Below are 26,143 nucleotides of genomic sequence, written 5' to 3'. Positions count from 1 at the left end.
GTCCGAATATCGGAGTGCGGGCAGGCCGAATTGCGGAACTCGGGGTCGTTTGCGGCGGGGGTGCAACAGGAAAACCGGGGCAAAGTCCGGATTTCACGTTCATTACTCAGCGTTATATCGAAGGATGTGCGTCCGGATCGACATGGAGATCTGACGGCACGTCAAGTTGCCTGAACGGCCTGGTCGAAGCCCCCCTCGCGGCCCTTGGTTCAGGCGGAGGCTGCCCGGCTGGTACGCGACTCAAACGGCGGTGCGGCCCGGGACTTTTGGGGCGTGCGGAACGCACGAGGCGGTCGGGGCTGGGGAGTTGGGGCCATCGGGGCCGGGCCGGTTGCAGGGGTGGGGTTCTTCGCCCGGTCGGCCGCGGGGGAGGGGTGGAGCCCGGTGGGGGTGGTGCGGGACGGCGAAGGGGCGCGGTTTCCCGCGCCCCCGTCGGCCGGGGGTCGCTCAGAGATCCCTGAGCATGCAGGTGAGCCGGCAGCTGGTGATCCGCTTGCCGGTGTCGTCCGTGATGGCGATCTCGTAGGTCGCGGCGGTGCGGCCCTTGAAGACGGCGGTGGCCACGCCGGTCACCAGGCCCGAGGTGGCCGAGCGGTGGTGGGTGGCGTTGAGGTCGACGCCGACCGCGTAGCGGCCGGGGCCGGCGTGCAGCATGGCGCCGATCGAGCCGAGCGTCTCGGCCAGCGCGGCCGAGGCGCCGCCGTGCAGCAGCCCGTACGGCTGCTGGTTGCCCTCGACCGGCATGGTGCCGACCACCCGGTCGCCGGACGCCTCCACGATCCGGATGCCGAGGCGGTCGCCGAGGTGGCCGCCGGTGAAGGTGGACGCGTCGACGCCCAGCTTCGCGAAGTGGTCGAGGACGTCCTGCGGGACTTTGAGAACCGGTGCCGCGTCGGTCATGGTGCTCCTGCCGTTCGAGGTTCACATCGTTGTGCGTCGTGGGCGCTGCTGACTGTGATCGTACGACCGGCACGGCCGTGCGGGGGCGGGCTGCCGGTGCGCGTGCTCGCGGGCGTTGTCGGCGGCGGGCCATAGGATCGGTGGGGAGAAGTGGAACCGGCAGGAACGGACGTTGACGTGGCTACGCAGAGTGCAGGCAAGAGTGCGTCGGGTGGCGCTGCGGGGTCCCGCCCCCGGCTGATGCTGCTCGACGGGCATTCGATGGCGTACCGGGCGTGGTTCGCCCTGCCCGTGGAGAACTTCAACACCTCCACCGGCCAGTCCACCAACGCGGTGTACGGCTTCGCCTCGATGCTCGCCAACACCGTGCGGGACGAGCAGCCGACCCACCTCGCGGTCGCCTTCGACCTCTCCCGGAACACCTTCCGCTCCCAGGAGTTCCCCGACTACAAGGCCAACCGGGCCAAGACGCCGGACGAGTTCAGGAGCCAGATCGGCCTGATCCACGAACTGCTCGACGCCATGAAGATCTCCCGGATGTCGGTGGAGGGCTTCGAGGCGGACGACATCATCGCCACCCTGGCCACCGCCGCCGCGGCCGAGGGCTTCGAGGTGCTGATCGTCACCGGCGACCGGGACTCGCTCCAGCTGGTCAGCGAGCACGTCACCGTGCTGTACCCGACCAAGGGCGTCTCCGAGCTCACCCGCTACACCCCGGAGAAGGTGGCCGAGAAGTACGGCGTGCGGCCCGACCAGTACCCGGACCTGGCCGCGCTGCGCGGCGACCCGTCCGACAACCTGCCCGGCATCCCCGGCGTCGGTGAGAAGACCGCCGCGAAGTGGGTCAACCAGTTCGGCTCCTTCGACGAGTTGGTCGCCCGCGCCGACGAGGTCAAGGGCAAGATCGGCGAGAAGCTGCGCGAGCACCTCGACTCGGTCAAGCGCAACCGGATCCTCACCGAGCTGGTCCGGGACGTCGAACTCCCGCTCGGCGTCGCCGACCTGGCGCGTACGCCGTTCGACAAGGCGGCGGTCGGCCAGATCCTGGAGGCGTTGGAGTTCCGCAACCCGAACTTCCGCGACCGCGTCCACGGCGTCGACCCGGGCGGCGCCGAGGAGGCCGCCGAGCTCGCCGCCGCCCCCGCTGTCGCCGTCGAGGGCGAACTGCTCACCGAGCCGGGCTCCCTGGCCGCCTGGCTGGCGGCGCACGGGGAGAGCCGGATCGCCGTCGCCGCCGACTACGAGTGGGCGCTCGGCACCGGCAGGGTGCAGGAGATCGCGCTGGCGGCCGGAGAGGAAGTGGCCTGGTTCGACCCGGCCGAGCTCACCGAGGCCGACGAGCGCGCCTTCGCCGGCTGGCTCGCCGACGCCACCCGCCCCAAGGCCCTGCACATCGCCAAGCAGGTGATGCGCGCCTTCGCCGAGCACGGCTGGCAGATCGCCGGGGTGGCCGCCGACACCGCGCTCGCCGCCTACCTCGACAAGCCGGGCCGCCGCACCTTCACCCTCGACGTGCTCGCCGAGGAGTACCTGGCCCGCTCGCTCGCGCCCGCCGCCGCGGCGGAGAGCGGCCAGCTCTCCTTCGACACCCCCGAGCACGACCCCACCGCCGGTGCCCAGGCGCTGATGACCCAGGCCCGCGCCGTGCTGGACCTCGCGGTGTACTTCGACACCAGGCTCGCCCAGGTCGGTGCCGACAAGCTGATGCACGAGATGGAGCTGCCCATCGCCGAGCTGCTGGCCCGGATGGAGCGCACCGGTATCGCCGCCGACCGCGCATGGTTGACCACCATCGAGTCCCAGTTCGCCACCGAGATCCAGCGCTGTGTGGAGGAGGCGCACGCCGCGGCCGGGCACCCGTTCAACCTCGGCTCGCCCAAGCAGCTCCAGGAGATCCTCTTCGGCGAGCTGGGCCTGCCCAAGACCAAGAAGATCAAGACTGGCTACACCACCGACGCCGACGCGCTGACCTGGCTGGCCACCCAGACCACCAACGAGCTACCGGTCATCCTGCTGCGCCACCGCGACCAGGCCAAGCTGCGCACCACGGTGGAGGGCCTCCTCAAGACGGTCTCCCCGCAGGGCCGGATCCACACCACCTTCAACCAGATGGTCGCCGCCACCGGCCGCCTCTCCTCGCAGGACCCGAACCTGCAGAACATCCCGGTCCGCACCGAGGAGGGCCGGATGATCCGCCGCGCCTTCGTGGTCGGCGAGGGCTACGAGGCGCTGCTCACCGCCGACTACTCGCAGATCGAGCTGCGCATCATGGCCCACCTCTCCGAGGACGAGGCCCTGATCGAGGCCTTCGCCAGCGGCGAGGACCTGCACACCACGGTCGCCTCCCAGGTCTTCGAGGTCGCCCCCGGCGCGGTGGACGCCGAGATGCGCCGCAAGATCAAGGCGATGTCGTACGGACTCGCGTACGGGCTGTCCGCGTACGGGCTCTCCCAGCAGCTCGGCATCAAGCCCGCCGAGGCCCAGGGCCTGATGGACACCTACTTCGAGCGCTTCGGCGGTGTCCGCGACTACCTGCGCCGGGTGGTGGAGGAGGCCCGCGCCACCGGTTACACCGAGACCCTGCTCGGCCGCCGCCGCTACCTGCCCGACCTCACCAGCGACAACCGCCAGCGCCGCGAGATGGCCGAGCGGATGGCCCTCAACGCCCCGATCCAGGGCTCGGCCGCCGACATCGTCAAGATCGCGATGCTCCGGGTCGACGAGCAGCTGCGCCAGGCCGGGCTGCGCACCCGGATGCTGCTCCAGGTGCACGACGAGATCGTGCTGGAGCTGGCCCCGGGCGAGCACGAGCAGGCCGAGAAGATCGTCCGCGAGCAGATGGCGGGGGCGTACCCGCTGCGCGCCCCGCTCGACGTCTCGGTCGGCGTCGGCGCCAACTGGGAGACGGCGGCGCACTGATCCCCGCTCGGCGGCGGGCGGCCGGCGCTGGCCGTCCGCCGTCCGACGGTGTGTCAGCACTCCCCTTGCGTGGCGGTTCCCCGGCGGGGACGCTGGGGGTATGGGTGCTGACAGCATGCTGGAGCGCGGCCCCGATTCGACCGCCCTGGTGTTCCGCAGCGGCGGCGGTACGCGGGGCTTCGCGCGCCAGCAGGTGCTGCGCAGCGGTGGGCCGGCGCTGCTGAGTCTGCTGCTGCTGGTCCCGGCCGTGGTGCCGGTGGCCGCGGTGCTGCTGGCGCTCGGGACCGGCAGAACGCTCGCGCTGTCGATCGCCGCCGTGCCGGTGGCCGCCGGAGTGGCGGTCGTATGGGTGCGCACCGCGCGGGAGGTGCTGCGGCAGCTCCGCCGAGTGGAGTTCGCCCCGGCCGAGGCCCCCTCCGCAGTGCGGTTCGTGCGCGCGGGCGAGCCCGGCGGCTGGCTGCCGATCGCCGAGTTGGAGCGGATCCTGCTGGTTCAGTGGACCGTCCTGCCGTACCCCGGTGACCGGCGGCCTGCCGGCGGTTTCTTCACCGTCCGGCTGGTCATGCGGTACGGAGTGGAGAACCCGCATCTGGTCCGGCACCGGCCGGACTCGCGGCGTCTGGCCAGGACGCTGAAGGATCTCCTCGCCGGGAGTGGTGTCCCGGTGGAGCTGGAGATCCGGCAGCTGGTGCGCCGACGGCCGCGGCCGCGCGGCTGGGTCGGGGGCGGCTCGACCTCGGCTGTGTGAGGAGTCGCCGGTTCGTCCCTGCGGCCCGGTTCGACTACCAACGCTTGGTGAAAGCATTCCTGATCGATCATCAGATATTCACTGTGCGAGATCTACTCGCATAGACCCGGTTCTGCTGTCATGGGTTCGGCCCTGTGTTTGAAAGGGCCCCATCAATCGACTCCCTCCCCACAGGAGACCCCCATGTCCAGCGCCCGGAGACTGCCCGCGCTCGCCCTCGCCCTCGCGACCACCGGCCTGGTGTTCGGCGCCGGTGCCGCCGACGCCGCGGCCCGGCCCGTCACCCCCACCTGCAGCCAGGCCCAGCTGCCGCTCCCCGACTCGCGGTGCCAGCCCGGAGCCGTCAACCCGGCCGTCACCCAGGCCAACATCGACTCCACCATCTGCACTCCCGGCTACACCGCCACGGTCCGCCCGCCGACCTCGTACACCAACCCGCTGAAGATCAAGCAGATCACCCAGTACGGCTTCCAGGACACCAACACCTCCGACTACGAGGAGGACCACCTGATAGCCCTGGAGATCGGCGGCAACCCCACCAGCCCGCAGAACCTGTGGCCCGAGCCCCGCTACGCGGTCAACGGCAAGACGGCCGGCAACAAGGACACCGTGGAGAACAAGCTCCACAAGGCGGTCTGCGCGCACCAGGTCGGGCTGGTGGCCGCCCAGCGTGCCATCGCCACCAACTGGACCACCGCGCTGTCGGTCCTCGGCCTGTAGTGACGCGGCGCCGACCGACACCGATCGGTGCGGGCCGGCGTTGACCGGTGCGCACCGGCAGTGACCCGACGGGTCGGTGGTGACCGGCGCGGGCCGGCGCTGACCCGACAGGACCGGCACCGGCCTGCGCCGCCGCCCCCGGAGCGCGGGTGCGGCGGCGCGGGTGCGGTCCTGGGTGCGTGCGCCGGTAGCGGGATGGTCACTGTGGTCGGGGCTCCGGTCATCGAAGGGCGCCCGAACCGCCCCGCCGGTTGCGGTGGTTGGCGGCGCAGAGGTGGTCGGCCGATCGCCCCCTGCGGCGCGGTGCCTCACGCCTCGCGGCGCTGCCTGCCGCAGAGCGCCCGAACCGGACGGCCGCGCGGGTTCCCGCTCACCGCTCCCGGTGCACGGCGGTGAGGCTGTGTTCGGGCGAGAGCAGCTCGATCAGATGGCGGGCGGAGGCGTCCCACGACCAGGACTGCTGGACCCAGCTGCGGCCCCGGGCGCCGATCGCCGCGCGCTCGGGGTCGAGCAGCAGCTCGGTCAGCGCCCGGGCGACGGCCGCCGGATCCGACCCGTCCACCACCCGGCCGGTCCGGCCGTCGAGCACGGTGTCGGGAGCGCCGCCCGAGTCGCCCACGACCACCGGCAGACCGCTCGCGGCGGCCTCCAGGAAGACGATCCCCAGGCCCTCGGCCTCCAGGCCGCCTTTCCGGGTGCGGCACGGCATGGCGAAGACGTCGGCGGCGGCGTAGTACGGCGGTGTCTCGGCGTGCGACCTGCCGCCGGCGAAGTGCACCGATCCGGGCGTGGTGTGACGCTGCGCGAGTTTGCGCAGCCGCGCCTCGTCGGGACCCTGGCCGACCACGAGCAGGACGGCGTCCGGTACGGCGCGCCGGACCAGCGGAAGTGCCCGGATCAGCACGTCCTGGCCCTTGCGGGGCACCAGGCGGGCCACGCACAGGATCACCGGCCTTTCCTGCAGGCCGAGTCGGGTTCGGAGGGCGAGGCCGGCACCGGCGTCCGGCCGGTACACCTCGGCGTCGACGCCCGGCACCAAGCGGCTGAGTCGGGCCCGGGGGCCGAGAGCGGGCTCGATCCGGCGGCGGGTGTACTGGCCGAGGTAGGTGACGGCGTCGACACCGTCGCCGATCCGCCGCATCAGCCGGCGGGCGCCGGGTGTCCTGGCCCACCAGATCTCGTGGCCGTGCGTGGTGGCCACGGTGCGTCGGACACCGCTGCGGTGCAGGGCCGGTGCCATCAGGGCGAGCGGTGCGGCAGCGCCGAACCAGACCCGGTCGCAGCCGTGGACCTGGGCGATCTCGACCGCGCGCCGGGTCACCCGCCCGGTCGGCAGCAGCATCCGGGCGGGGTCCCGGATGACCGGGAACGGGAGGGTCGCGTCGAAGACTGCGCCGCCCGGCTCGTGCGAGGTGTAGACGACGACCTCGTCGGCCGGCATGCGGGTGGCCATGGCGTGCACGAAGGTCTCGATGCCGCCCTGCCGGGGCGGGAAGTCGTTGGTGATGACGAGGGTGGAGCCCATGGCGGGGTGTCAGGCCCTTCGGGTGGTGGGAGACGGACGGGCACCTGGAAACGGCCAGGCGGTGGGAGTGGGTGGGCGCCCGGGAAGCGGCCGGGCGGGTGGGTGCGGCGGCCAGGAGGTGAAGAGGTGGTTGCGGCGGTCGTCGGGGACCTTCCGCACCGGCTCCCGACTCCGTCGGAGTGCGGCGCGTGCGGACGCCGGGAGTTGACGCTAGGCGTGGCCGCTGTCGGTCGCGTCAGCCCTCGCATTGACATCGGGTCAATCGCTGGGGCCACCCGGCCGCGACGTCATCCCGGCGATGTACGGCCGAGGGCTCCTGGACGCACAACTGACACCGGGTCAGTCGTGTGTGGAGTGCGAGGATGCCCGATCGCTCCCACGACTTGTGCGTGGGGCGGGGTGTCGCCGGCGCCGTGGCGCCGGTTCGTTGACTTCGATCACCTGGTCAACGGTGCCGTGAGCCGCCCGGGTGGCGCATCGGACCGTCGGTGGCAATGACGGCAGCACCGACAGCCCGTGGGTTTACACCCACGGGCTGATGTCCGCTCGAGCAAGCAGCCCTGTCGGTCGCGCAGTTGGCCGGTGCTCCCCGGCGTACCGCCGTTACCGCTCGCTCGGGTTCTCCGGCCAGGCGTGGCGGGGGTAGCGGCCGCGCAGTTCGGCGCGGACGGCGCGGTAGCCCTCGCGCCAGAACGAGGCGAGGTCGCCGGTGACGGCGGCCGGGCGGCCGGCCGGAGAGAGCAGGTGGACCGTCAGCGGCACCCGGCCGTCGACCAGTGCGGGTGCGGCCTGCCAGCCGAAGAACTCCTGCAACTTCGCTGCCAGCACCGGGCGTTCGGTCGAGTAGTCCACCCTGATCCGGGCACCGCTCGGCACGGTGATCCGCTCGGGCGCCAGTTCGTCCAGCCGCCCGGCCTCTCCGGTGGCCCAGGGGAGCAGCCGCTGGAGTGCGGTGGCGGTGTCGATCCGTTCCAGGTCGACCCGGCGGCGGGCGCGGGAGAGCTCGGGCTCCAGCCAGTCCTCGGCAGCCGCCAGCAGTCCCTGGTCGCTGACGTCCGGCCAGGGCGCGCCGAGCACGCGGTGCAGCAGGGCCAGCCGCTGTCGCAGCGCCACCGCCTTGGGCGACCAGTTGAGCAGTGCGCCCACCCCCTCGCGGGTCAGCCCCTCCAGCAGGGCCGTCCGTAGCAGCCCGGGGTCCGGATCCGGCAGCGGCAGAGCGGTGAGCTCGATCGCCCCCAACTCCTCGACCCGGCGTGCGGCGACGTCCCCGCGCCGTCCGCCCGGCGGCACCACCCAGCGCACCTCGGTGCGCTCCGACAGCAGTGAGGCACCGGCCAGCCGGGCCGTCCCCTCGTCCAGTACCACCGCGCGCTGGACCCGCGCCGAGGGGGAGCCCGCCGGTCGGTCCGCGACCGCCACCGCCAGCCAGCCCGCCCCGGCGAGCGCCGAACCGGCCGCGGTCTCGGCCGCCGTGCCGGAGGCCATCAGGTACGGGCCGTCCGCGGACCGCGCCCGCGCGATCCGCTCGGGGTGCGCGAGCGCGACCACCAGCCCGGCGGTGACGGCATCGGACGGCCCTGCGGCCCCGCTCCCGGAGCGGCCGGTGCCGGCGGGCGAGGCGGAGGCGTTCGTGGTGCCGGACGTGTCGGCGCTCTCCACGGGCCGGTCGGCGCTGTCCGGGAGCCGGTCGGCGGTGGGCGAGGCGGCGCGGTGCAGGCGGCGGACCTCCTGCTGCCACCGGGAGGCGTAGGCGTCCCCGGCTCCGCGCACCGTGCGCCAGACGGCCAGCAGGTCGTCGCCCAGTGCGCGCGGGGGCTCCTCGGAGAGCAGGGCGACCAGTTCGGCCGCGCGGCGTCCGCCGACCACACCGGTACCGTCCAACAGAGCGCGGCCGAGCCGGGGGTGCAGGCCGGTGCGGGCGATCCGGATCCCGCGTTCGGTGGCCCGCCCCTTGCCGTCCACCGCGCCGAGCGCGGACAGCGTCTGGCGCGCCGCGGCCAGCGCGCCGGCGGGCGGGGAGTCGGGTAGCGCGAGGCCGCGGGCGTCCGGATCGCCCCAGCAGGCGGCCTGCAGCGCGAACCCGGTCAGGTCGGCGAGCGCGATCTCGGGTGTGGGGAAGCGCGGCGCCCGCGCGTCCTCGACCTCCGCCCAGCAGCGGTAGACCGCGCCGGGAGCCTCGCGCCCGGCGCGCCCCGCGCGCTGCCGGCCCGCAGCCAGCGAGGCCCGTACGGTGACCAGGCCGGACAGTCCGCGCGCATGGTCGGTACGCGGCTCCCGCGCCAACCCGCAGTCGACCACCACCCGGACCCCAGGGACGGTCAGCGAGGACTCGGCGACCGAGGTGGCCAGAATGACCCGGCGCCGGTCGCCGACCGACAGCGCCGCGTCCTGCACCGACTGCGGCGCCTGCCCGTGCAACTGCACAAGCTCGGCATCGACCGTACCGGCGAGCATCCCGGCGACCCGGGCGATCTCGCCGACGCCGGGCAGGAAGCAGAGCAGGTCACCGGAGCGCTCGCCGAGCGCCCGGCGGACGGTCGCGGCGACATGGTCGAGCAGCGCCGGATCGGTACGGATCCCGTGCGGAGGGCGCACGGCACGCGGCGGGGGCGCCCAGACCACCTCGACGGGGTACGAGACGCCGTGCGCCTCCACCACCGGGGCGGGCCCTTCCTCACCGCCGAGCAACCCGGCCCAGGCGGCGGGGTCCGAGGTCGCCGAGGCGCAAACCAGCCGCAGTTCGGGGCGGAGCGCGGCCCGGACGTCCAGCAGGAAGGCGAGTGCGGTGTCCGCGTCCAGGTGCCGTTCGTGGCACTCGTCCAGGACGACCGTGTCCACACCGCCCAACTCGGGGTCGCGCTGGAGCCGTTGCAGCAGCACGCCGGTGGTGACCACCTCCACCACGGTGTCCGGGCCGGTCTTCCGCTCGCCCCGGACGGTGTACCCCACCCGGCGCCCCACGCTCTCGCCGAGCAGCCAGGCCATCCGGCGCGCCGCTGCCCGAACCGCCAGCCTGCGCGGCTCGGCCACCAGCACACGCCGCACCGGCTCGGGGGACTCCTCGACCAACCCGGCCAGGGCGAGCGGCACCAGGGTGGTCTTCCCGGTGCCGGGCGGTGCCGAGAGAACGGCGGTGCCGCGCGCCTCCAGGGCCTGCCGCAGTGGTGCGACGGCGGTGCGGACGGGGAGTTCGAGCCAGGCGGGGTTCACGTGCAGCAGTATGTGCGAAGTCCGGTGCGGGGTGTGCACGTGCAGCGGCGGGGGAGTCCGTGCGGGGTGTGCACGTGCAGCGGCAGGGGAGTCCGTGCGGGGTGTGCACGTGCAGTGGCGCGGGAGTTCGCGTGGGTAGGTCGCACGTGCGCGGCCTTCGGTGGACTGCCGCGTCAACCGGAAACGCCCGGGGCGCGGGAGCCGCACGAGCGAGGTACCGTACCTGGTTCCTCGCGCGGTTCCCGCGCCCCGGGGGAGACCCGTCAGCGAGCGGGTCGGCAGGTGTAGAGCTGCTGGGTCCCCTGAGCGGTGGCGCCGTACTCACCGGGGGACACCACGGTGCAGGCGGTGCGGACCCAGGACTGGATCTGCGCCGTCGCCGGGTTGGCCGAGCCGCCCACACCGCCCATGCCACCCATGCCGCCCTCGCCGGTGAGCAGGACGTATCGCAGCTGACCCGAGTCGACGAACTGCTGGAACTGCGACGGGCTCGGCGCCGGCGCCGATCCGCTGAAGCCTCCCATGGGCAGCACTTCGGCACCGGTGGCGAGGATGAACGGTGAGGCGCTGCTCCAGTTGGTGGTGGCGAGCAGGTAGCGGGCACCGTCCCGATGGGCCTGGAGGTAGTCGAACAGGGCCTGCTGCGGAGCGCTCAGGTGCTCCGAGGAACCGCCGAAGCCGCCACCGAACCCGCCGCCCTGGCCGCCGCCGAACCTGGCCTGCTCGGCCTGCATGAGCCGGGCGAACTCCGAGGACGTCGCCGAGCGCTGGTTGCCGCCGCCGTGGCCGCCGCCGACCGGGCCGACGGTGCCCATGCCCGAGTTGCCGTACTTCGAGTCCAGGACCGAGGATGCCCAGGCGCTCGGTGCTACCAGCACGGCCGCGATGCCCGTCAGCGCACCGGCCAGTGCGAGCCGCCGCCCGAAGAGCCCCGCGAACCGTTTGCCGCCACCCGTTCGGGCCAGTCCCAGCAGGACCAGGGCCAGCAGGCCCAGGGCAATCGCGGTCGGTGCCAGCCACGGCAGGAAGGTCGGGTACGTCCAGGCCAGGTAGGCGCACCAGGCGACCGTGCTCGCGATCGCCACCGGCAGCGCCCAGGCCCGGCGTCCGCCGTCGCGGAACGCCCGCCACATCAGCACCAGTCCGGTGCCGCTCAGCGCGGCGAGCGGAGCCGCGATCACACCCATGTAGTAGCTGTGGCCGCCGACGCTGCCCGCGCTGAAGACCAGGAAGAAGACCGTCAGCCAGGTCCCCCACAGCACGAACCCGGCCCGCCGTACGTCAGTGCGCGGCGCGCGTCGCCGCCAGACCAGGCCGCAGACCAGCGAGACCAGTGCCAGCGGATAGAACCAGCCGGTCTGCGGTGCGAACTGCGAGTTGAACATCTTGGTCCAGCCGCCGTCGCTCATGCCGCCCCCGCCACCACCGCCTGCCGCGGCCCAGAACGCCCCGGCGTCCGCCCCGGCGCCGGCCATGCCGGTCGCACCGGCCCCGCCGCCACCCTGGGCCTCCGTCCGCCAACCGCCGTGGCCCGCCGCCCCGGCGTCACCGGGAGCACCCGGCATACCCGGCGCATCCGAGGCACCCGGCATGCCCGAGGCACCCGCAGCACCCGAGTGACCGGCGCCGAAGCCCGCCCCGAACCCCGCGCCACCCGCGCCGGAGCCGGCCTGACCACCGCCGTGACCACCAGCGCCACGGCCGCCCGCGCCGTAGCCACCACCGTGGCCGCCGCCCCCGTGGTTGCCGCCGCCCCCGCCGCCGCGGACCGCCTGGACGCTTCCGGTCTGCGAAGCCGAAAGGCCCACCGACGAGAAGCGGTTCAGGAAGTTGTACCCGACCACCATGCTGAAGGCCGAGTTGTCGGTCGTGCCGTCGACGAACGGACGGTCCTTGGCCGGAGTGAGCGTGACGGCCAGCATCCAGGAGGCCGAGACCGCGACCGTCACCAGACCCGCCAGCGCCACATGGCCGAACCGCCGCCGCAGCGTGACCGGCGCCGAGACCAGGTACACCGCGGCCAGTGCGGGCAGCACCGCCCACGCCTCCAGCATCTTGGTCTGGAACGCCAGCCCGACCCAGACTCCGGCGAGCAGCAGCGGCCGCAGCCGGCCCGACTGCGCGGCCCGCTGCGCCGCGTCGGCCGCCAGCAGGAGCAGCAGCGTGAACGCGGCGTCCTCGACCGCCGTACGGAACAGTCCGGCGGCCACCGGAGTCAGGGTGAAGGCGGCGGCCGCGAGCAACCCGGCGTTGGCCCCGGCCCACCGCCGCACCACCCGGTACATCACCAGCACGGCCAGCACGCCCTCGATCGCCTGCGGCAGGGTGAGCGCCCACGGGTGGAACCCGAAGAGCCGCGCGCACAGCGCCTGCGGCCAGAGGAAGCCGGGCAGCTTGTCGAGCGTGATGGTGTTCGCCGGGTCGAACGAGCCGAAGAGGAACGCCTTCCAGCTCTCGGTCATGCTGCGCACGGCGTCGGCGTAGAAGGCGTGGTACTGGCTGTGGTTGATGTTCCAGGCGTACAGCACCGCGGCGACGGCCGCGATCCCCAGCAGCGCGGGCCGGGCGTATCCGGGCTGGCCGTCAGGGGACTTCCACGGGACCCTGCGGCCGCCCGGCGGGGCGGCCACGGTCCGGAGAGGTGCGGTGAGCAGATCGGTAGCCATACGCGGCACGATCTGCTGCCCGCATGAGAGTTTCCTTGGAGAGTCCTCCAGGTTTGGTCATGTTTCTCTCCAGAGCGTCTCTTCGCGGGGCGCGCCCCTTCGGACGCGCTCGGCCCCGCCGGCCCTCAGTCCCGCTGAGCGACGAAGATCGCGGTCCCGGGGATCAGCCGGCCGCGCAGCGGGCTCCAGCCGCCCCACTCCTGTTCGTGTCCGTCCGGCCACTCGGGTTCGACGAGGTCGAGCAGGCGGAAGCCGGCGCCGGTGAGTTCGCGGACCCGGTCGCCCAGGGTGCGGTGGTGCTCGACGTAGGTGGCGTGGCCGTGCTCGTCCTGCTCGACGTAGGGCGTGCGGTCGAAGTACGAGGCGGTGGCGGTGAGCCCCTCGACGCCGGGTTCGTCGGGGAAGGCCCAGCGGATCGGATGGGTGACCGAGAAGACCCAGCGCGCGCCGGGCCGCAGCACCCGGTGCACCTCGCGCATCAGCGCGGCGGTGTCGGCGCTGAACGGCACCGCCCCGTACGCCGAGCAGACCAGGTCGAACGAGCCGTCGGCGAACGGGAGCACGGCCGCGTCGGCCTGGAGCACCGCGACCGGCTCGCCGCCGGCCTCCAGGTCGATCCGGCGGGAGTGCTGGAGCTGCCGGTAGGAGATGTCGAGGGCGACGGGGATCGCACCCTGGGCGGCCAGCCAGCGGGAGCACTGGGCTGCGCCCGCGCCGAGCTCCAGCACCTTCGCGCCCTTGAGCGAGTCCGGGGATCCGAGCAGTCGGGCGTCGGCCTCGTCGAGTCCTTCGGGGCACCAGGTGAAGCGGGCGTCGCCGAGGAACTCGCCGTGCTCGTCCTGGTACTCGTCGGCGTTGCGGTCCCACCAGTGGCGGCTGGCCCGGCTGCTCTCGGCGGGCGCGGCCTCGCGGCGGACGGCCTCGCTGTCGTCGTCCTCGGACAGCTGGTCCCCGAGGGCGGCCAGGGCGCTGAGATCGGTGGGGTCCGGAAGATCGGGGGTGGTGGACAAAGTGTGAAACCCGTCGCGTAGGGTGGAGGCTGCGGAAGCGCTACTGCAACGAGCCGGCCCGGTCGAACGGGGCGGATCGGGCGGTGGCATCCGGGGACCGGAGCGGGCCCTGCGGCTGCCTCCCGCGCTGGTGATCACCTCAGGGTACCGAACTCGAAGGTACTAAGGTGATCATGGGCGCAGGGTGCGCAGATGGAGGATATGGCCTTATCTGTCCCGGCCTTTACCGTCTCGCCTTCTCTGGCGTTGACCGTGCCCGGCTGTCCCCGTATGCTACAAGTTGCGCTGCGGGCCTGCGCGCCTCGGACGGAGCAGGTCGCGCTCGCATCTGTCGAAGACCCCACGGTCGCAAGACGGACCCCTTCTGGAGAATTTCAGCGGGTGGGCCGTGTTCTTGGCTGTCCGGCTTTCGGTGGGAGCGATACGGGCCCTCCGCGTGGCATTACCTACGACTTCATGTCCGTACCGGAGCCCCTTTCCTAATGACGAGCCCCACCGACACCATCAGCACCACCCCGCAGGTCGCGGTCAACGACATCGGCGACGCGGACGCGTTCCTTGCCGCGATCGACGAGACCATCAAGTACTTCAACGATGGCGACATCGTCGAGGGCGTCATCGTGAAGGTCGACCGTGACGAGGTGCTCCTCGACATCGGTTACAAGACCGAGGGCGTCATCCCTTCCCGCGAGCTCTCGATCAAGCACGACGTTGACCCGCACGAGGTCGTCTCCGTCGGTGACAACATCGAGGCCCTGGTTCTCCAGAAGGAGGACAAGGAGGGTCGTCTCATCCTGTCCAAGAAGCGCGCTCAGTACGAGCGTGCCTGGGGCACGATCGAGAAGATCAAGGAAGAGGACGGCATCGTCACCGGTACCGTCATCGAGGTCGTCAAGGGTGGTCTCATCCTCGACATCGGCCTCCGTGGCTTCCTCCCGGCCTCGCTGGTCGAGATGCGCCGCGTCCGCGACCTCCAGCCCTACGTGGGCAAGGAGCTCGAGGCCAAGATCATCGAGCTGGACAAGAACCGCAACAACGTGGTCCTGTCCCGCCGTGCCTGGCTGGAGCAGACCCAGAGCGAGGTCCGCCAGACCTTCCTCACCACCCTGCAGAAGGGTCAGGTGCGCTCCGGTGTCGTCTCCTCGATCGTCAACTTCGGTGCGTTCGTGGACCTGGGCGGCGTCGACGGTCTGGTTCACGTCTCCGAGCTGTCCTGGAAGCACATCGACCACCCGTCCGAGGTTGTCGAGGTCGGCCAGGAGGTCACCGTCGAGGTTCTCGACGTCGACATGGACCGCGAGCGTGTCTCCCTGTCGCTGAAGGCGACCCAGGAGGACCCGTGGCAGCAGTTCGCCCGTACCCACCAGATCGGCCAGGTCGTTCCGGGTAAGGTCACCAAGCTGGTTCCGTTCGGTGCGTTCGTCCGCGTCGACGAGGGCATCGAGGGTCTGGTCCACATCTCCGAGCTGGCCGAGCGCCACGTCGAGATCCCGGAGCAGGTCGTCCAGGTCGGCGACGAGATCTTCGTCAAGGTCATCGACATCGACCTCGAGCGTCGTCGCATCAGCCTGTCGCTGAAGCAGGCCAACGAGGCCTTCGGCCCCGACGCTGCCGCGGTCGAGTTCGACCCGACCCTGTACGGCATGGCCGCGTCCTACGACGACCAGGGCAACTACATCTACCCGGAGGGCTTCGACCCCGAGGCGAACGACTGGCTGCCCGGCTACGAGAAGCAGCGTGAGGAGTGGGAGCGCCAGTACGCCGAGGCGCAGGCCCGCTTCGAGCAGCACCAGGCTCAGGTCATCAAGAGCCGTGAGGCCGACGCCGCCGCTGCCGCCGAGGCCGGCGAGGAGGCCCCGGTCGCCGGTGGTGGCTCGTACTCCTCCAGCAGCGACGAGGGCTCCGGCGCGCTCGCCTCGGACGAGGCGCTCGCCGCTCTGCGCGAGAAGCTGGCCGGCGGCCAGAGCTGAGCTCACGCTCGGCGCTGACCGGCGCTGGTAACTGACAGAACCCCCACCCGGGGCTCCGGGTGGGGGTTCTGTCGTATCCGGACGCCGGCCGGCGGCTGCCGAGCGGGTGCCCGGTTCCGGTGTGAGATGAAGCTCATCGTCCACCTATAGGAGGTTTGGGCGACTCCACTTATTTTTGGGTGAACTGCCCGAAAGGTTCTCGCACATGCGCCACCCGCTCGCTGCAGCTGTCGAACCCGCCGCCGCTCCCGTCCAGGTCGACGGGAGGCTCGCGGCCCTCGGCCGGTTCTGCCACCGGCGGCGGCGTTCGGTGCTGGGCTTCTGGCTCCTGGTGCTCGTGCTCGGGGTGTTGATCGGCGGACGGGTCTTCGAGGGCTCGGTGGCCGGTACCGCGGCAGGCGGTTCGGAGTCCGCCAGGGGCGAGGCCCTGGTCGCCGCCGTCGACTCCGCCAAGGGCACCGTCACCGCCGTGGTGGACGGCGCACCCGTGGCCGACCCGGCGGTACGCGCCGCAGTGACCGCAGCCACCGACCGGATCGGCAGGCTGCCCGGCGTGGTCTCGGCCGTCGACACCTACCGTGCGGGCCCGGCGCTCACCGCCACCGACGGCCGGGCGAGCCTGGTCGCGGTGCGGATGGCCGAGGGCTCGACCGACGCCCAACTGTCGGCCGTGACCCGGCAGCTGCAGTCGATCAGGGCGGACGGCGTGCACACCACGGTCGGCGGGGACCTGGTGCTGCAGCGCGAGGTCAAGGACCAGACCGCCAGCGACACCCGTTTCGGTGAACTGGTCACCCTGCCGCTGACGCTGATCGTGATGGTCCTGGTCTTCGGCGGGCTGGCCGCGGCCGGGCTGCCGGTGATCGGCGCGGTCGCCTCGGTGGGCGGGGCGCTGCTGGCCATGTTCGGGTTCAGCCGGATCATGGACATCGACACCAGCGTGCTGCCGATCGCCACCGTGCTGGGACTGGGGCTGTCGATCGACTACGCGCTGCTGATGGTCAACCGCTTCCGTGAGGAGCGCGGCTGCGGTGCCGCGATCGCCTACGCGGTCGAGCGCACTGCGGCCACCGCGGGCCGGACGGTCGCCTTCTCCGGGCTGACCGTGGCCGTCGCGCTGGCCGGACTCTTCGTCTTCACCAGTCCGGTCTTCCGTGCCGTCGCGGCGGCCGGGGTCAGCGTGGTGATCATCGCCGTCGCCGCTGCGCTGACCCTGGTCCCCGCACTGCTCGGCTTCGTCGGCCACCGGGTCAAGGCACCCACCACGCCGGTTCCGGACGAGGGCTTCTTCACCCGTACGGTCCGCCGGGTGCAGCGGCGGCCGGTGCCGGTGGTGCTCGGCTGCGTCGCGCTGCTGCTGGCCGCCGGCGCGCCCTTCCTGGGCTCGCAGTGGCGCAGCTCGGGAGCGGCCGTGCTGCCCACCTCCTCCGCGGGACGCCAGGTCACCGAGGCCATCTCGGAGCGCTTCCCGCAGCAGGCCCCGGCCCCGGTCACAGTCGTGGTCGAGGCCGACCGGAACACCGCGCAGGCGTACGCGGAGGACGTGGCGGCCAAGCTGCCCGGGGTCAGCGGGATCCGGTCGGTCGCTCCGGTCGCCGACCGGGTGAGCACGGTCGAGGTGCTGGTGAACGGCGCGCCGCAGGGCGCCGAGGCGAAGCGCGTGGTGGGCGAACTGCGGGCCGACCGCGGCGGGCTCACCACCTATGTCACCGGCGACGCGGCCTCGGTGGCCGACTTCCAGCACGAGATCGCCACCCGGGGCCCCTGGGCGCTCGGGCTGGTCGCGGCCGGGACGCTGGTGCTGCTCTTCCTGATGACCGGCTCGGTGGTGATGCCGGTCAAGGCGCTGCTGATGAACGTGCTCTCGCTGGGCGCTTCGCTCGGCTCGCTCACCCTGGTCTTCCAGCACGGCTACTTCAGCGGGCTGCTCGGATTCAGTCCGACGGGTGGCCTGGAGACCTTCATACCGGTGCTGGTCTTCGCCTTCGCCTTCGGCCTCTCGATGGACTACGAGGTCTTCCTGCTTGCGCGGATCAAGGAACTCCGGGACCAGGGCCACGGCTGTGCCCGCTCGGTGGAGCTCGGTCTTCAGCGGAGCGGTCGGATCATCACCTCGGCGGCGTTGCTGATGGTGATTGTCTTCGCCGGGTTCGCGGCGGGCCAGATGCTCATGGTCAAGGAGATGGGCATCGCGCTGGCGGTGGCGGTCGCGGTGGACGCCACACTGGTCCGGTGCCTGCTGGTACCGGCCGCGATGACGCTGTTCGGCGAGTTCAACTGGTGGGCCCCGGGCCCGCTGCGGCGGCTGCACCGGAGGATCGGGCTCAGGGAGCATGTGGTGCTGCCGCCGATTCCCGCCGCGCCGGCCGCCGTGGCCGTCGCACTGCCGGGGCGGCGAGCGGAGGCCGGACGGGACGTGGAACGGGCCCTGGAGCGCGACGCGGAGCGCGCCGGGGTCAGCCGCTGACGCAGGAGTTGCCGAAGCCCGGGGCGATGGCGTCCACGGCGCTGCAGGCGGCGGCGCTGCCCGCGCCGGCGAACAGCAGGCCGCACAGGGCGGCGGCGAGCAGGACGTTCCGGGGGGACAGGGTCTTGTGGGCGGCGCTCACGGTGGGCTTCCCTCCGGGGCGGTACGGATCGCCCTGCTCGACGCCGCAGACCCGGGGAGGGCATGGGCACTCACCCGCCCGGTGGATTCTCCGGTGACGTGAGCCGGTGCCGTGGAGCCGGGCCGGGGCGGTGTGCCTACGTGCAGCCCGGCTCGCGCATTGCCCGCCCCTGGGGAGCCGTCCGGCTGACGGTGCGGCGGCGGCCCCACAGTCCTCCGGTGCAGCGAGGGTTTTCAGGCCAGCCGATGGAGCAGGGCGACGGTGTCGCGGAGCCGGCGCTGTTCGTCCGGGGTGAGCCGCTCGCTGATGGCTGCGGCGATCCGACCCTCGCGGCGGGTGCGCTGGGCGTACAGGGCGGCCGTGCCCGCGTCGGTGGCGGCGATCAGCACCTTGCGGCCGTCGGTGGCGTGCCGCTGCTGCTCCACCAGTCCCGCCTCGGTGAGCAGCGTGACCGTACGGGCCATCGACTGGTGCCGGACCCGCTGCAGTTCGGCAAGTTGGCTGGTGGTGCGCGGCCCCTCCCGGACCAGCCAGCCGAGTACGGCGGCCTGGTTCTGTGGCAGCTCGTCGTCCACCCGGAGCCGACGAACCAGGGCACCGATGGCCAGTCGCAGCTCGGCGGCGATCTCGAACGGGTCGACGGGGTCTGCGTGCTCCTGTGGCTCCATGGGGTCAGCTTATCCGGCCGTTCGGCTTAATTTGCAGCGAAACTGTACAGCCTTGCTGTACAGTTTTGGCATGCGACTTACCAAGTTCGGGCATGCCTGCGTACGCATCGAGCACACGGACGCCACCGTCGTCATCGACCCCGGGATGTTCACCGCACCGGAGGCGATCGAAGGCGCTGACGCCGTACTGATCACTCACGAGCACTTCGACCACTTCGTCGAGGACCGGCTGCGGGCCGCCGCCGAGGCCAACCCGGGGCTGCGGATCTGGACCAACCGCACGGTGGCCGACCAGCTCTCGGGGCTCGGCGGCAGGGTCACGGTGGTGGGTGCGGGCGACGCCTTCGACATCAACGGGCTCGGCGTGAGCGTGCACGGTGAGTGGCATGCCGTGATCCACCCCGACATCCCGCGGGTGCGCAACATCGGATTCCTGCTGGACGGCCGGGTCTTCCACCCGGGTGATGCGCTCACCCTGCTGGATCAGCCGGTGGAGACGCTGCTGCTGCCGATCGCAGCGCCGTGGTCCAAGGCCGCCGAGCTGATCGACTACGTCCGTGAGTTCAAGCCCCGGCGGGCACTCGCGGTGCACGAGGCCGTACTGAGCGAGGTGGGTCAGATGGTGTACGGCCGCCTGCTGGGCGAGGGCGGGCCGGGTACGGGTGCCGAGCTGCGCCAACTGGCGGCGGGCGAGCAGGTCGACCTCGGCTGAGCCGCACCTGTCCCGGGCAGCCGGGCGGGAGCGATTCTGCGTCGGATCCGCTCTGCGGCAGATCAAATCCGCGCCGGTGCTGCCCGGTGAACGGGCTGGTCAGGCCACGAGCTGCTCCGACAACGACCTGCTCCGGCCGCGAGCCGTTCCGGCCCCGGGTGACTCCGGCTGCGAGCCGCTCCGACCGCGAGTTGTTCTGCTCCCGAGCCGTTCCGGCCGGGACGAGCGCGGTATGCGACCGGGGCCCAACGGGAACTGCTCTGCACCGGACCGGGTCCGGTGCAGAGCAGTTCCATGTCAGGGCGGAGTGAGGCCGAGCGTCAGCGCCGAGCCCCGCAGCTCGGGCAGAAGGCGGCGCCGTCCGGCACCGGCTTGTTGCAGACACCGCAGTCGTTCTGGACGGCCAGCCGGTGACCGCAGCCTGGGCAGAACGGGGTCCCGTGGGTCTCGGTCCGGCACTGCGGGCAGACCAGCTGGCGCGGCGTGTCCACGTCGAAGGACTGGCCGGCCTGCTGCCCCTGCTCGTAGGCCCGCTGGGAGACCAAGTCGTTGAGCCCGCGCCGCTGGGCGGCGACCGCCTCGGCGGCGGTGTCGGGGGCGCAGTTCTGGCAGAGCCCCTGCTCCGGGTTCCAGCACCGGCCGCAGACGTAGTCGGTGCACCGCGCGCAGCGGTTGAAGTGCTGCTGGGCGTTGCCTATCGCGCGCTCGAAGGCGCTGTCCCGGCCGCTGCCCCAATTGGCGCCGGCCAGCCCGTCGGCGGCGTTGCTGATCCCGTTGGTGGCGTTGCCGCCGATCAGCCCGTAGACGGCGTTGATGCCCTTGTTGACCCAGCCGGCCACCTGCCCGGTCCGGAACGGCTCGAACGGGGAACGCCAATTGTCGTGGCAGCGCTGACACGAGAACTCGAACTGGAAACCCGCTCCCGTGCCGTGCTGTTCGCACAGGTCGCGGTAGTTGTTACTGAAGTAGATCTCGCTGCTCAAGCTATTCCCACCCTTTGCTCATGAAGTCGCGGCACAGCGTGGCACATGTGTGTCCATCAGCGGTCACTGCCGCCCCTGGCCCTGCGGCTGCGCGGGCCGGTTGGGGTTGCCCGGAGCGCCCGCGCCACCCGCACCGCCCGCACCGCCCGCGCCACCCGCACCGCCCGCGCCACCCGCACCGCCCGCGCCACCTGCGTCACCCGTGGCGGTCGGCGAGCCAGGATCGGTGCCGGGGTCGGAACCGGGATCGGATCCCGCGCCGGTGCCGGGGTCGGTGCCGGGGTCGGATCCCGCGCCGGTGCCGGGGTCGGTGCCGGGGTCGGATCCCGCGCCGGTGCCGGGCAGTTGGACCGAGTTGAAGCTGCTGGGCGGGACGTTCGCGAGGGCGTCCTCCATGGCCGCGTTCCAGATCGGGCCCGCCACCGTGCCACCGAAGACGTTGGTCAGCCGCTCGCCGTGCATCCGCTGGCCCTCCAGCGGGCGCGGGTTGAGGGTGTCACCGACCACGGTGGCGCCGGCCAGCTCGGGGGTGTAGCCGACGAACCACACCTGCTTGCTGTCGTTGGTGGTACCGGTCTTGCCCGCGTTGTCCCGGTCGTTGAGGCCGACCGTCTTGCCGGTGCCGTCCTGGACGACGCCCTTGAGCATGCTGGTGATGCTGTCCGCTGTGTCCGCGGACATCGCCTGGGTGCAACTGGTCTGCGGCACGCTCAGGTTCTTGCCGCCGGGCGCGGTGACCGAGGTGATCGCACTCGGCGCGCAGTAGGTGCCGTGCGCGGCGAAGGCGGCGTACACCTCGGCCATCTCCAGCGGGGTCAGGTCATTGCTGCCGAGCACCATCGACGGCACGACGGCGAGGTTCTCACCACCGGCCTGCTGGGTGATGCCGAGCTTGTTGGCCATCCGGGCGACGTTGCACAGCCCGGCGTCGTGCTCCAGGTTGGCGAAGTAGGTGTTGACCGACTGGGCCATCGCATCCGGCATGGAGAAGTTCCCGGCCAGCGTGGTGGCGTCGTTGTGCACGTCGCCGGTGTTCTTGTAGACCCTGCCCGAGCAGTCCGTCATCGTGGGCCACGGGATGCTGTAGGGCGTGTTGTAGGAGGTGCTCATGCCGTAGCCGGCTTCCAGCGCGGCTGCCGCGACGATCGGCTTGAAGGTGGAGCCGGTCGGGTAGCCCAGGCCGCCGCCCATGTTCTTGGGCACGTTCAGGTTGATCTGGGTCTGGTTGTCGTCCACCCCGTACGGGCGGCTCTGCGCCATGCCGAGGATCTTGCCGGTGCCCGGCTGCACCAGGGTCATCACCGCGGCCGGCTTGTCGGAGGCGTCCGCGTTGTTGGTGACCGCGTCCTGCACCGCCTTCTGGTCCTTGGGGACCAGCGTGGTGTGGATCTGCAGGCCGCCGCGGGCCCACAGCGCCTGGCGCTCGTCGGCCGTCCGCCCGAACGCCGGATTGGAGAGCACCGTGCGGTGCACGTAGTCGCAGAAGAAGCCCTCGCCCAACTGGGCGGTGATGCAACCCTGCTGAGGGTGGGTGACGTTCAGCTTGAGGTCGGTCGCGATGGCGTCCTGGGCCTGCTGCTGGGTGATGTGCCCGAACTCGGCCATCTTGCGCAGCACGGTGTCGCGGCGCTGCTTGGCCTGGGTCGGGTGGGCGATCGGGTCGTAGCCGGAGGGCGACTGGACCAGGCCCGCCAGCAGCGCGGCCTGCGGCAGGCTCAGCTCGTCCGCGTGGACGCTGAAGTACCGCTCGGAGGCCGCCTCGATGCCGTAGGCCCTCTCGCCGAAGAAGGTGATGTTCAGGTAGTTGGTGAGGATCTGGTCCTTGGTGAGGGTCTCCTCGACCTTGATCGCGTACTTGAGTTCCTTGATCTTCCGGTCGAGCGTGGCCCGCTGGGCCTGGAGGACCTTCGTCTGGTCGTCCCCGGCCTCCTCGACGAACACGTTCTTCACGTACTGCTGGGTGAGGGTCGAGCCGCCCTGCGCGGTGCCGCCGGCGTTGGCGTTGGTGTTGACGGCACGCAGGACGCCCTTCAGGTCGATGGCGCCGTGCTGGTAGAAGCGGTTGTCCTCGATGTCCACCAGTGCGGTCTTCACCAGCGGGGACATCTGCTTGCTCGGTACGACCGTGCGGTCCCGGTCGTAGACGGTGGCGATCACACCGCCTTCGGCGTCGTAGATGGTGGACGCCTGGGAGAGCGGCGGAGTCTTGAAGTCGTCCGGCAGGCTGTCGAAGTCCTGCACCGCCGCCTGTGCACCGAGTCCCGCCGCGCCGACCGCCGGCAGCACGAGCCCGGCGGCCAGTACGCCCCCCACGACGCAGGCGCCTATGAAACTGGCGCTGAGTCGTATGTTCTTGCGGAGACCGTTCGGCGTTCTGCGTGGCATGGGCCGACCATACGTCGACCCCGGTAAAGCCAGTACCTGATTTTCGACACACCTTCGTCACAGGATTGTGACGACTGGTCAGATGAGTAAAGACTGGGTGTCAGCTGACCACAACCGGTGTGCCGGCCTGGGTGAACGGGCGGCCGTCCAGGGTCCAGTGCGGGTCGGGGACGATCTCCAGGGCGGCGTAGACGTGCGCGGCGACATCGGTGTGGTGCAGCGACCCGAGGGGTGCGCCCGGGATGATGCCGGGGCCCTGGGCGGCGATCCAGGCGGTGCGCTCCAGTTCGCTCCGGCCGCCGTGGCCGCCCTGGTCGACGTGCCCGTGATCGGTCACCACGATGACCGTCCAGTCCTCGTCGGGGCGGCCCTCGACCGCCGTCAGCAGCCGGCCGAGCCGGGCGTCGGCGGTCTCGATCGAGCGGCGGTACTCCTCGCCGCAACCGAGGAAGTGCGCGGTCTCGTCCACCGCGCCGAGGTAGACGAAGGACGCCTGCGGTTGGTCCTCGCCGGTCAGCACGTGCACCGCCTCCGCGGTGACCCGCTCGTCGCAGACCTCCCACGCCTCGGGGGTGTCCTCCAGCGGCGCTATGTAGGACAGCCGGCTCGGCGCGGCGAACAGCGGGCCGCCGCTGCGGGCCAGGAACAGCGGCTCCCAGCCGCCCACGGCGAAGGTCCGGCGGCGGTGCACGGCGGCCAGCCGGGTGGTGAAGTCCGGGAAGACGTCCAGCCGGTTGCCGCCCAGGTGGTTGCCGAGCACACCGTGCTTGGCCACGCCGACGCCGGTGGCGATGGTCGCCCAGCACGGGCCCGACATGGTCGGGGTCACGTCGTCCACCTCGACGGGGGCGAGGAAGCCGGCGGCGGCGACCGAGTCCAGGTGCGGGGTGTGCAGCTCGGGCAGCAGGTCGAGGCGGACGCCGTCGATGCCGACGACCAGGACGCGACGGGGGCCGGCGGACCACAGGCTGGACACGGGAACTCCAAGGGGACGAGCGGCTGGGCAGGGGTCTCTCCGGCACCCTAGCCCGGGCGAACGGCTGCCGGTCGCGGCCCGGTCGCACCTTTCCCGGAGTTCCCGGGGACACGACTCGCACAGTTCGCCGAACGGGTGTGTGATGTTCATCCGCCGTTCCAGTGCTCATCCGCCGTCGGGGCGGCCGACGGGCGGCGGTAGCCTGGCGGCATGCTGAGGATCGGACTGACGGGTGGGATCGGCGCGGGCAAGAGCGAGGTGTCACGGCAGTTCGCCGCACTGGGTGCGGTGGTCGTGGACTCCGACCTGATCGCCCGTGAGGTGGTGGCACCGGGCACCGACGGTTTGGCGGCCGTGGTCGCCGAGTTCGGCTCCGGGATCCTCCGGGAGGACGGGTCGCTCGACCGCCCCGCGCTCGGCGCGGTCGTCTTCGCCGACCCGGCGCGACTGGCAGCGCTCAACGCGATCGTCCACCCGTTGGTCCGGGCGCGCTCCGCCGAACTCGAGGACGCGGCGGGGCCCGAGGACATCGTGGTGCACGACGTGCCGTTGCTCGCCGAGAACGGGCTGGCGCCGCTGTACGACCTGGTGGTCGTGATCGACGCCGACGACGAGGTACGGCTGGACCGGCTCGTGCGCCTGCGCGGCATGACCGAGGCGGAGGCCAAGGCCCGGATGGCGGCCCAGGCCTCCCGCCAGCAGCGGCTCGCGGTCGCGGACCTGGTGATCGACAACAGCGGGACGCTGGCCGACCTGACCCCCCGGGTCCGGGGGGTATGGGAGCAACTGCGGGCGCGCCTCTAGCGGTTGACCGAAACGCCCCGGGGCGAGGCCCCTACTCGGGCTGGAGGAGATCCCAGCGGTTGCCGTACAGGTCCTCGAAGACGGCGACCGTGCCGTAGGGCTCGTGGCGGGGGTCCTCGAGGAAGGTGACCCCGGCGGCGGTCATCCGGCGGTGGTCGGCCTCGAAGTCCTCGGTGTACAGGAAGAGGCCGACCCGCCCGCCGGTCTGGTCGCCGATCCGGGCCCGCTGCTCGGGCCGGTGGGGACGGGCGAGCAGCAGAGCGGTCTCCCGGGACCCGCGCGGCGCGACCACGACCCACCGCCCGCCGTCCTCGCGCGGGCTGTCCTCGCGCAGTTCGAATCCGAGCGCGTCCACGTAGAAGGCGATGGCCTCGTCGTAGTCGCGGACGAGCAGGGCGGTGAGTCCGATGTGTGCCATCCCGCCATGCTGCCATCGCGGCGCACGCGCACCGGGGAGTCGACACCCACGGCCCGTCCGCGACCCTACGGCTTGCGGGCGACCCCGGCCCAGAGCCCGGTGGTGGCGTCGGTGCTCCGGGCCTCCTGGTCGGGGCGCCAGAGCGGGGCGGTGACCAGACCGGGCTCCAGCAGCTCCAGGCCGTCGAAGAAGCGCAGCACCTGCTCCCGGCTGCGGGGGGTCAGCTGGGCGGTGGCGGTGCGGTAGACGGCCGTGCCCTTCTCGTGCTCGGCGGGCGACGCGAAGTCCGAAGTGCCGTGCGAGAGCGCGAGATAGCTGCCGGACGGGAGGTCGTCGACCAGCTGCCGGACGATCCCGTACGGGTCGTCGGACTCGTCGATGAAGTGCAGGATCGCGAAGAGCAGCAGGGCGACCGGCTGCCCGAAGTCGATCAGTTCGCGCACCTCGGGGGCGGCCAGGACGGCGGCCGGATCGCGCAGGTCGGCCTGGACGACGGTGGTGGTGCCGTGGCTGCCGGCGAGCAGTGCGCGACTGTGCACCAGCACGATCGGGTCGTTGTCCACGTAGGCGACCTTGGCGTCGGGGTGCACCTGCTGGGCGATCTCGTGGGTGTTGCCGGCGGTGGGGATGCCGGTGCCGATGTCCAGGAACTGCGTCACACCCAGCTCGGCGAGGTGCCGCACGGCCCGCTGCAGGAAGTCGCGGTTGGCGCGGGCGCCGAGCCGTACCATCGGCCCGAGTGCGATGACCCGCTCGGCCGCCTCCCGGTCGGCGGGGAAGTTGTCCTTGCCGCCCAGGTAGTAGTCGTACATCCGGGCGGGGTGGGGTATCTCGGGACGAAGGTCGGCGGGCGGGCGCAGCTCCGTGCCGTCGGGCGACATCCAGTCCAGTGAGATGTTCTGATGGTCGGTCATGATGAA

19 protein-coding genes are annotated in these 26,143 nt (G+C 72.0%); 7 read left to right on the top strand and 12 right to left on the bottom strand.

The window, feature by feature from the left end:
• Positions 1-447: 447 nt before the first annotated feature.
• On the bottom strand, positions 448-900 hold the full coding sequence (locus tag ABD369_RS13200; protein ID WP_344636530.1) for a PaaI family thioesterase: 453 nt from the start codon (positions 898-900) through the stop codon (positions 448-450).
• Between the two features lie 240 nt (positions 901-1,140).
• Between ABD369_RS13200 and polA the strand changes: the two genes are divergently transcribed.
• The 3 genes from polA (at position 1,141) to ABD369_RS13185 (ending at position 5,287) form a co-directional block, all read left to right on the top strand.
• Positions 1,141-3,819, top strand: a complete 2,679-nt coding sequence (gene polA, locus ABD369_RS13195) for a DNA polymerase I (RefSeq protein WP_344636561.1) — start codon at positions 1,141-1,143, stop codon at positions 3,817-3,819.
• Between the two features lie 100 nt (positions 3,820-3,919).
• Complete coding sequence (locus tag ABD369_RS13190) at positions 3,920-4,567, top strand: hypothetical protein (protein WP_344636529.1); 648 nt, start codon at positions 3,920-3,922, stop codon at positions 4,565-4,567.
• A 183-nt stretch (positions 4,568-4,750) separates the two neighbouring features.
• Positions 4,751-5,287 carry a hypothetical protein gene (locus tag ABD369_RS13185; RefSeq protein WP_344636528.1) on the top strand — a complete coding sequence of 179 codons (537 nt, stop codon included), beginning with the start codon at positions 4,751-4,753 and terminating at the stop codon, positions 5,285-5,287.
• A gap of 370 nt (positions 5,288-5,657) precedes the next feature.
• On the opposite strand, the gene ABD369_RS13180 is transcribed toward ABD369_RS13185, so the two are convergent.
• From ABD369_RS13180 to ABD369_RS13165, 4 genes are all read right to left on the bottom strand, one after another.
• Complete coding sequence (locus ABD369_RS13180; RefSeq protein WP_344636527.1) at positions 5,658-6,812, bottom strand: glycosyltransferase family 4 protein; 1,155 nt, start codon at positions 6,810-6,812, stop codon at positions 5,658-5,660.
• Positions 6,813-7,415: 603 nt separating this feature from the next.
• The gene (hrpB, locus tag ABD369_RS13175) at positions 7,416-10,022 is read right to left on the bottom strand and encodes an ATP-dependent helicase HrpB (protein WP_344636526.1); all 2,607 of its coding nucleotides are present in this window, start codon (positions 10,020-10,022) and stop codon (positions 7,416-7,418) included.
• Positions 10,023-10,285: 263 nt separating this feature from the next.
• A complete protein-coding gene (locus ABD369_RS13170) occupies positions 10,286-12,688 on the bottom strand; it encodes an ArnT family glycosyltransferase (protein WP_344636525.1) in 2,403 nt (800 codons plus the stop codon).
• A gap of 125 nt (positions 12,689-12,813) precedes the next feature.
• Positions 12,814-13,653 (bottom strand): class I SAM-dependent methyltransferase, encoded by an 840-nt coding sequence (locus tag ABD369_RS13165; RefSeq protein WP_425557605.1) that lies wholly within the window; start codon positions 13,651-13,653, stop codon positions 12,814-12,816.
• A gap of 527 nt (positions 13,654-14,180) precedes the next feature.
• On the opposite strand from ABD369_RS13165, the gene rpsA reads away from it, so the two are divergent.
• Positions 14,181-15,668, top strand: coding sequence for a 30S ribosomal protein S1 (gene rpsA, locus ABD369_RS13160; protein WP_344636524.1), 1,488 nt, complete (start codon positions 14,181-14,183; stop codon positions 15,666-15,668).
• A 205-nt stretch (positions 15,669-15,873) separates the two neighbouring features.
• The gene (locus ABD369_RS13155; protein WP_344636523.1) at positions 15,874-18,135 is read left to right on the top strand and encodes an MMPL family transporter; all 2,262 of its coding nucleotides are present in this window, start codon (positions 15,874-15,876) and stop codon (positions 18,133-18,135) included.
• Here ABD369_RS13155 and ABD369_RS13150 read toward each other — a convergent pair.
• The gene (locus ABD369_RS13150; protein ID WP_344636522.1) at positions 18,125-18,277 is read right to left on the bottom strand and encodes a hypothetical protein; all 153 of its coding nucleotides are present in this window, start codon (positions 18,275-18,277) and stop codon (positions 18,125-18,127) included. The two genes, ABD369_RS13155 and ABD369_RS13150, sit on opposite strands and share 11 nt — an antisense overlap.
• A 233-nt stretch (positions 18,278-18,510) precedes the next feature.
• Complete coding sequence (locus tag ABD369_RS13145; protein WP_344636521.1) at positions 18,511-18,945, bottom strand: MarR family winged helix-turn-helix transcriptional regulator; 435 nt, start codon at positions 18,943-18,945, stop codon at positions 18,511-18,513.
• Between the two features lie 70 nt (positions 18,946-19,015).
• Here ABD369_RS13145 and ABD369_RS13140 point away from each other — a divergent pair, with 70 nt between their 5' ends.
• Positions 19,016-19,657 (top strand): MBL fold metallo-hydrolase, encoded by a 642-nt coding sequence (locus tag ABD369_RS13140; protein WP_344636520.1) that lies wholly within the window; start codon positions 19,016-19,018, stop codon positions 19,655-19,657.
• Between the two features lie 320 nt (positions 19,658-19,977).
• Here the strand turns inward: ABD369_RS13140 and ABD369_RS41115 are convergent, their stop codons facing one another.
• From ABD369_RS41115 to ABD369_RS13125, 3 genes are all read right to left on the bottom strand, one after another.
• Positions 19,978-20,148: a double zinc ribbon domain-containing protein gene (locus ABD369_RS41115; RefSeq protein WP_425557604.1), complete on the bottom strand. Its 171-nt coding sequence runs from the start codon at positions 20,146-20,148 to the stop codon at positions 19,978-19,980.
• A gap of 555 nt (positions 20,149-20,703) precedes the next feature.
• Positions 20,704-23,025 carry a transglycosylase domain-containing protein gene (locus ABD369_RS13130; protein ID WP_344636518.1) on the bottom strand — a complete coding sequence of 774 codons (2,322 nt, stop codon included), beginning with the start codon at positions 23,023-23,025 and terminating at the stop codon, positions 20,704-20,706.
• 100 nt (positions 23,026-23,125) lie between these two features.
• The gene (locus ABD369_RS13125; RefSeq protein WP_344636517.1) at positions 23,126-24,001 is read right to left on the bottom strand and encodes an alkaline phosphatase family protein; all 876 of its coding nucleotides are present in this window, start codon (positions 23,999-24,001) and stop codon (positions 23,126-23,128) included.
• A gap of 210 nt (positions 24,002-24,211) precedes the next feature.
• On the opposite strand from ABD369_RS13125, the gene coaE reads away from it, so the two are divergent.
• Entirely contained in the window at positions 24,212-24,805 is a 594-nt protein-coding gene (coaE, locus tag ABD369_RS13120; RefSeq protein ID WP_344636516.1) for a dephospho-CoA kinase, read from the top strand.
• A 31-nt stretch (positions 24,806-24,836) separates the two neighbouring features.
• On the opposite strand, the gene ABD369_RS13115 is transcribed toward coaE, so the two are convergent.
• Positions 24,837-25,223 (bottom strand): VOC family protein, encoded by a 387-nt coding sequence (locus tag ABD369_RS13115; RefSeq protein WP_344636515.1) that lies wholly within the window; start codon positions 25,221-25,223, stop codon positions 24,837-24,839.
• 65 nt (positions 25,224-25,288) lie between these two features.
• Positions 25,289-26,137 (bottom strand): SAM-dependent methyltransferase, encoded by an 849-nt coding sequence (locus tag ABD369_RS13110; protein ID WP_344636514.1) that lies wholly within the window; start codon positions 26,135-26,137, stop codon positions 25,289-25,291.
• Positions 26,138-26,143: the final 6 nt, after the last annotated feature.

It is taken from the genome of Kitasatospora cystarginea, assembly GCF_039533515.1.
In the GTDB taxonomy this organism is placed as follows: Bacteria; Actinomycetota; Actinomycetes; order Streptomycetales; family Streptomycetaceae; genus Kitasatospora; species Kitasatospora cystarginea.
This window is presented reverse-complemented; position numbering and strand designations above follow the sequence as displayed.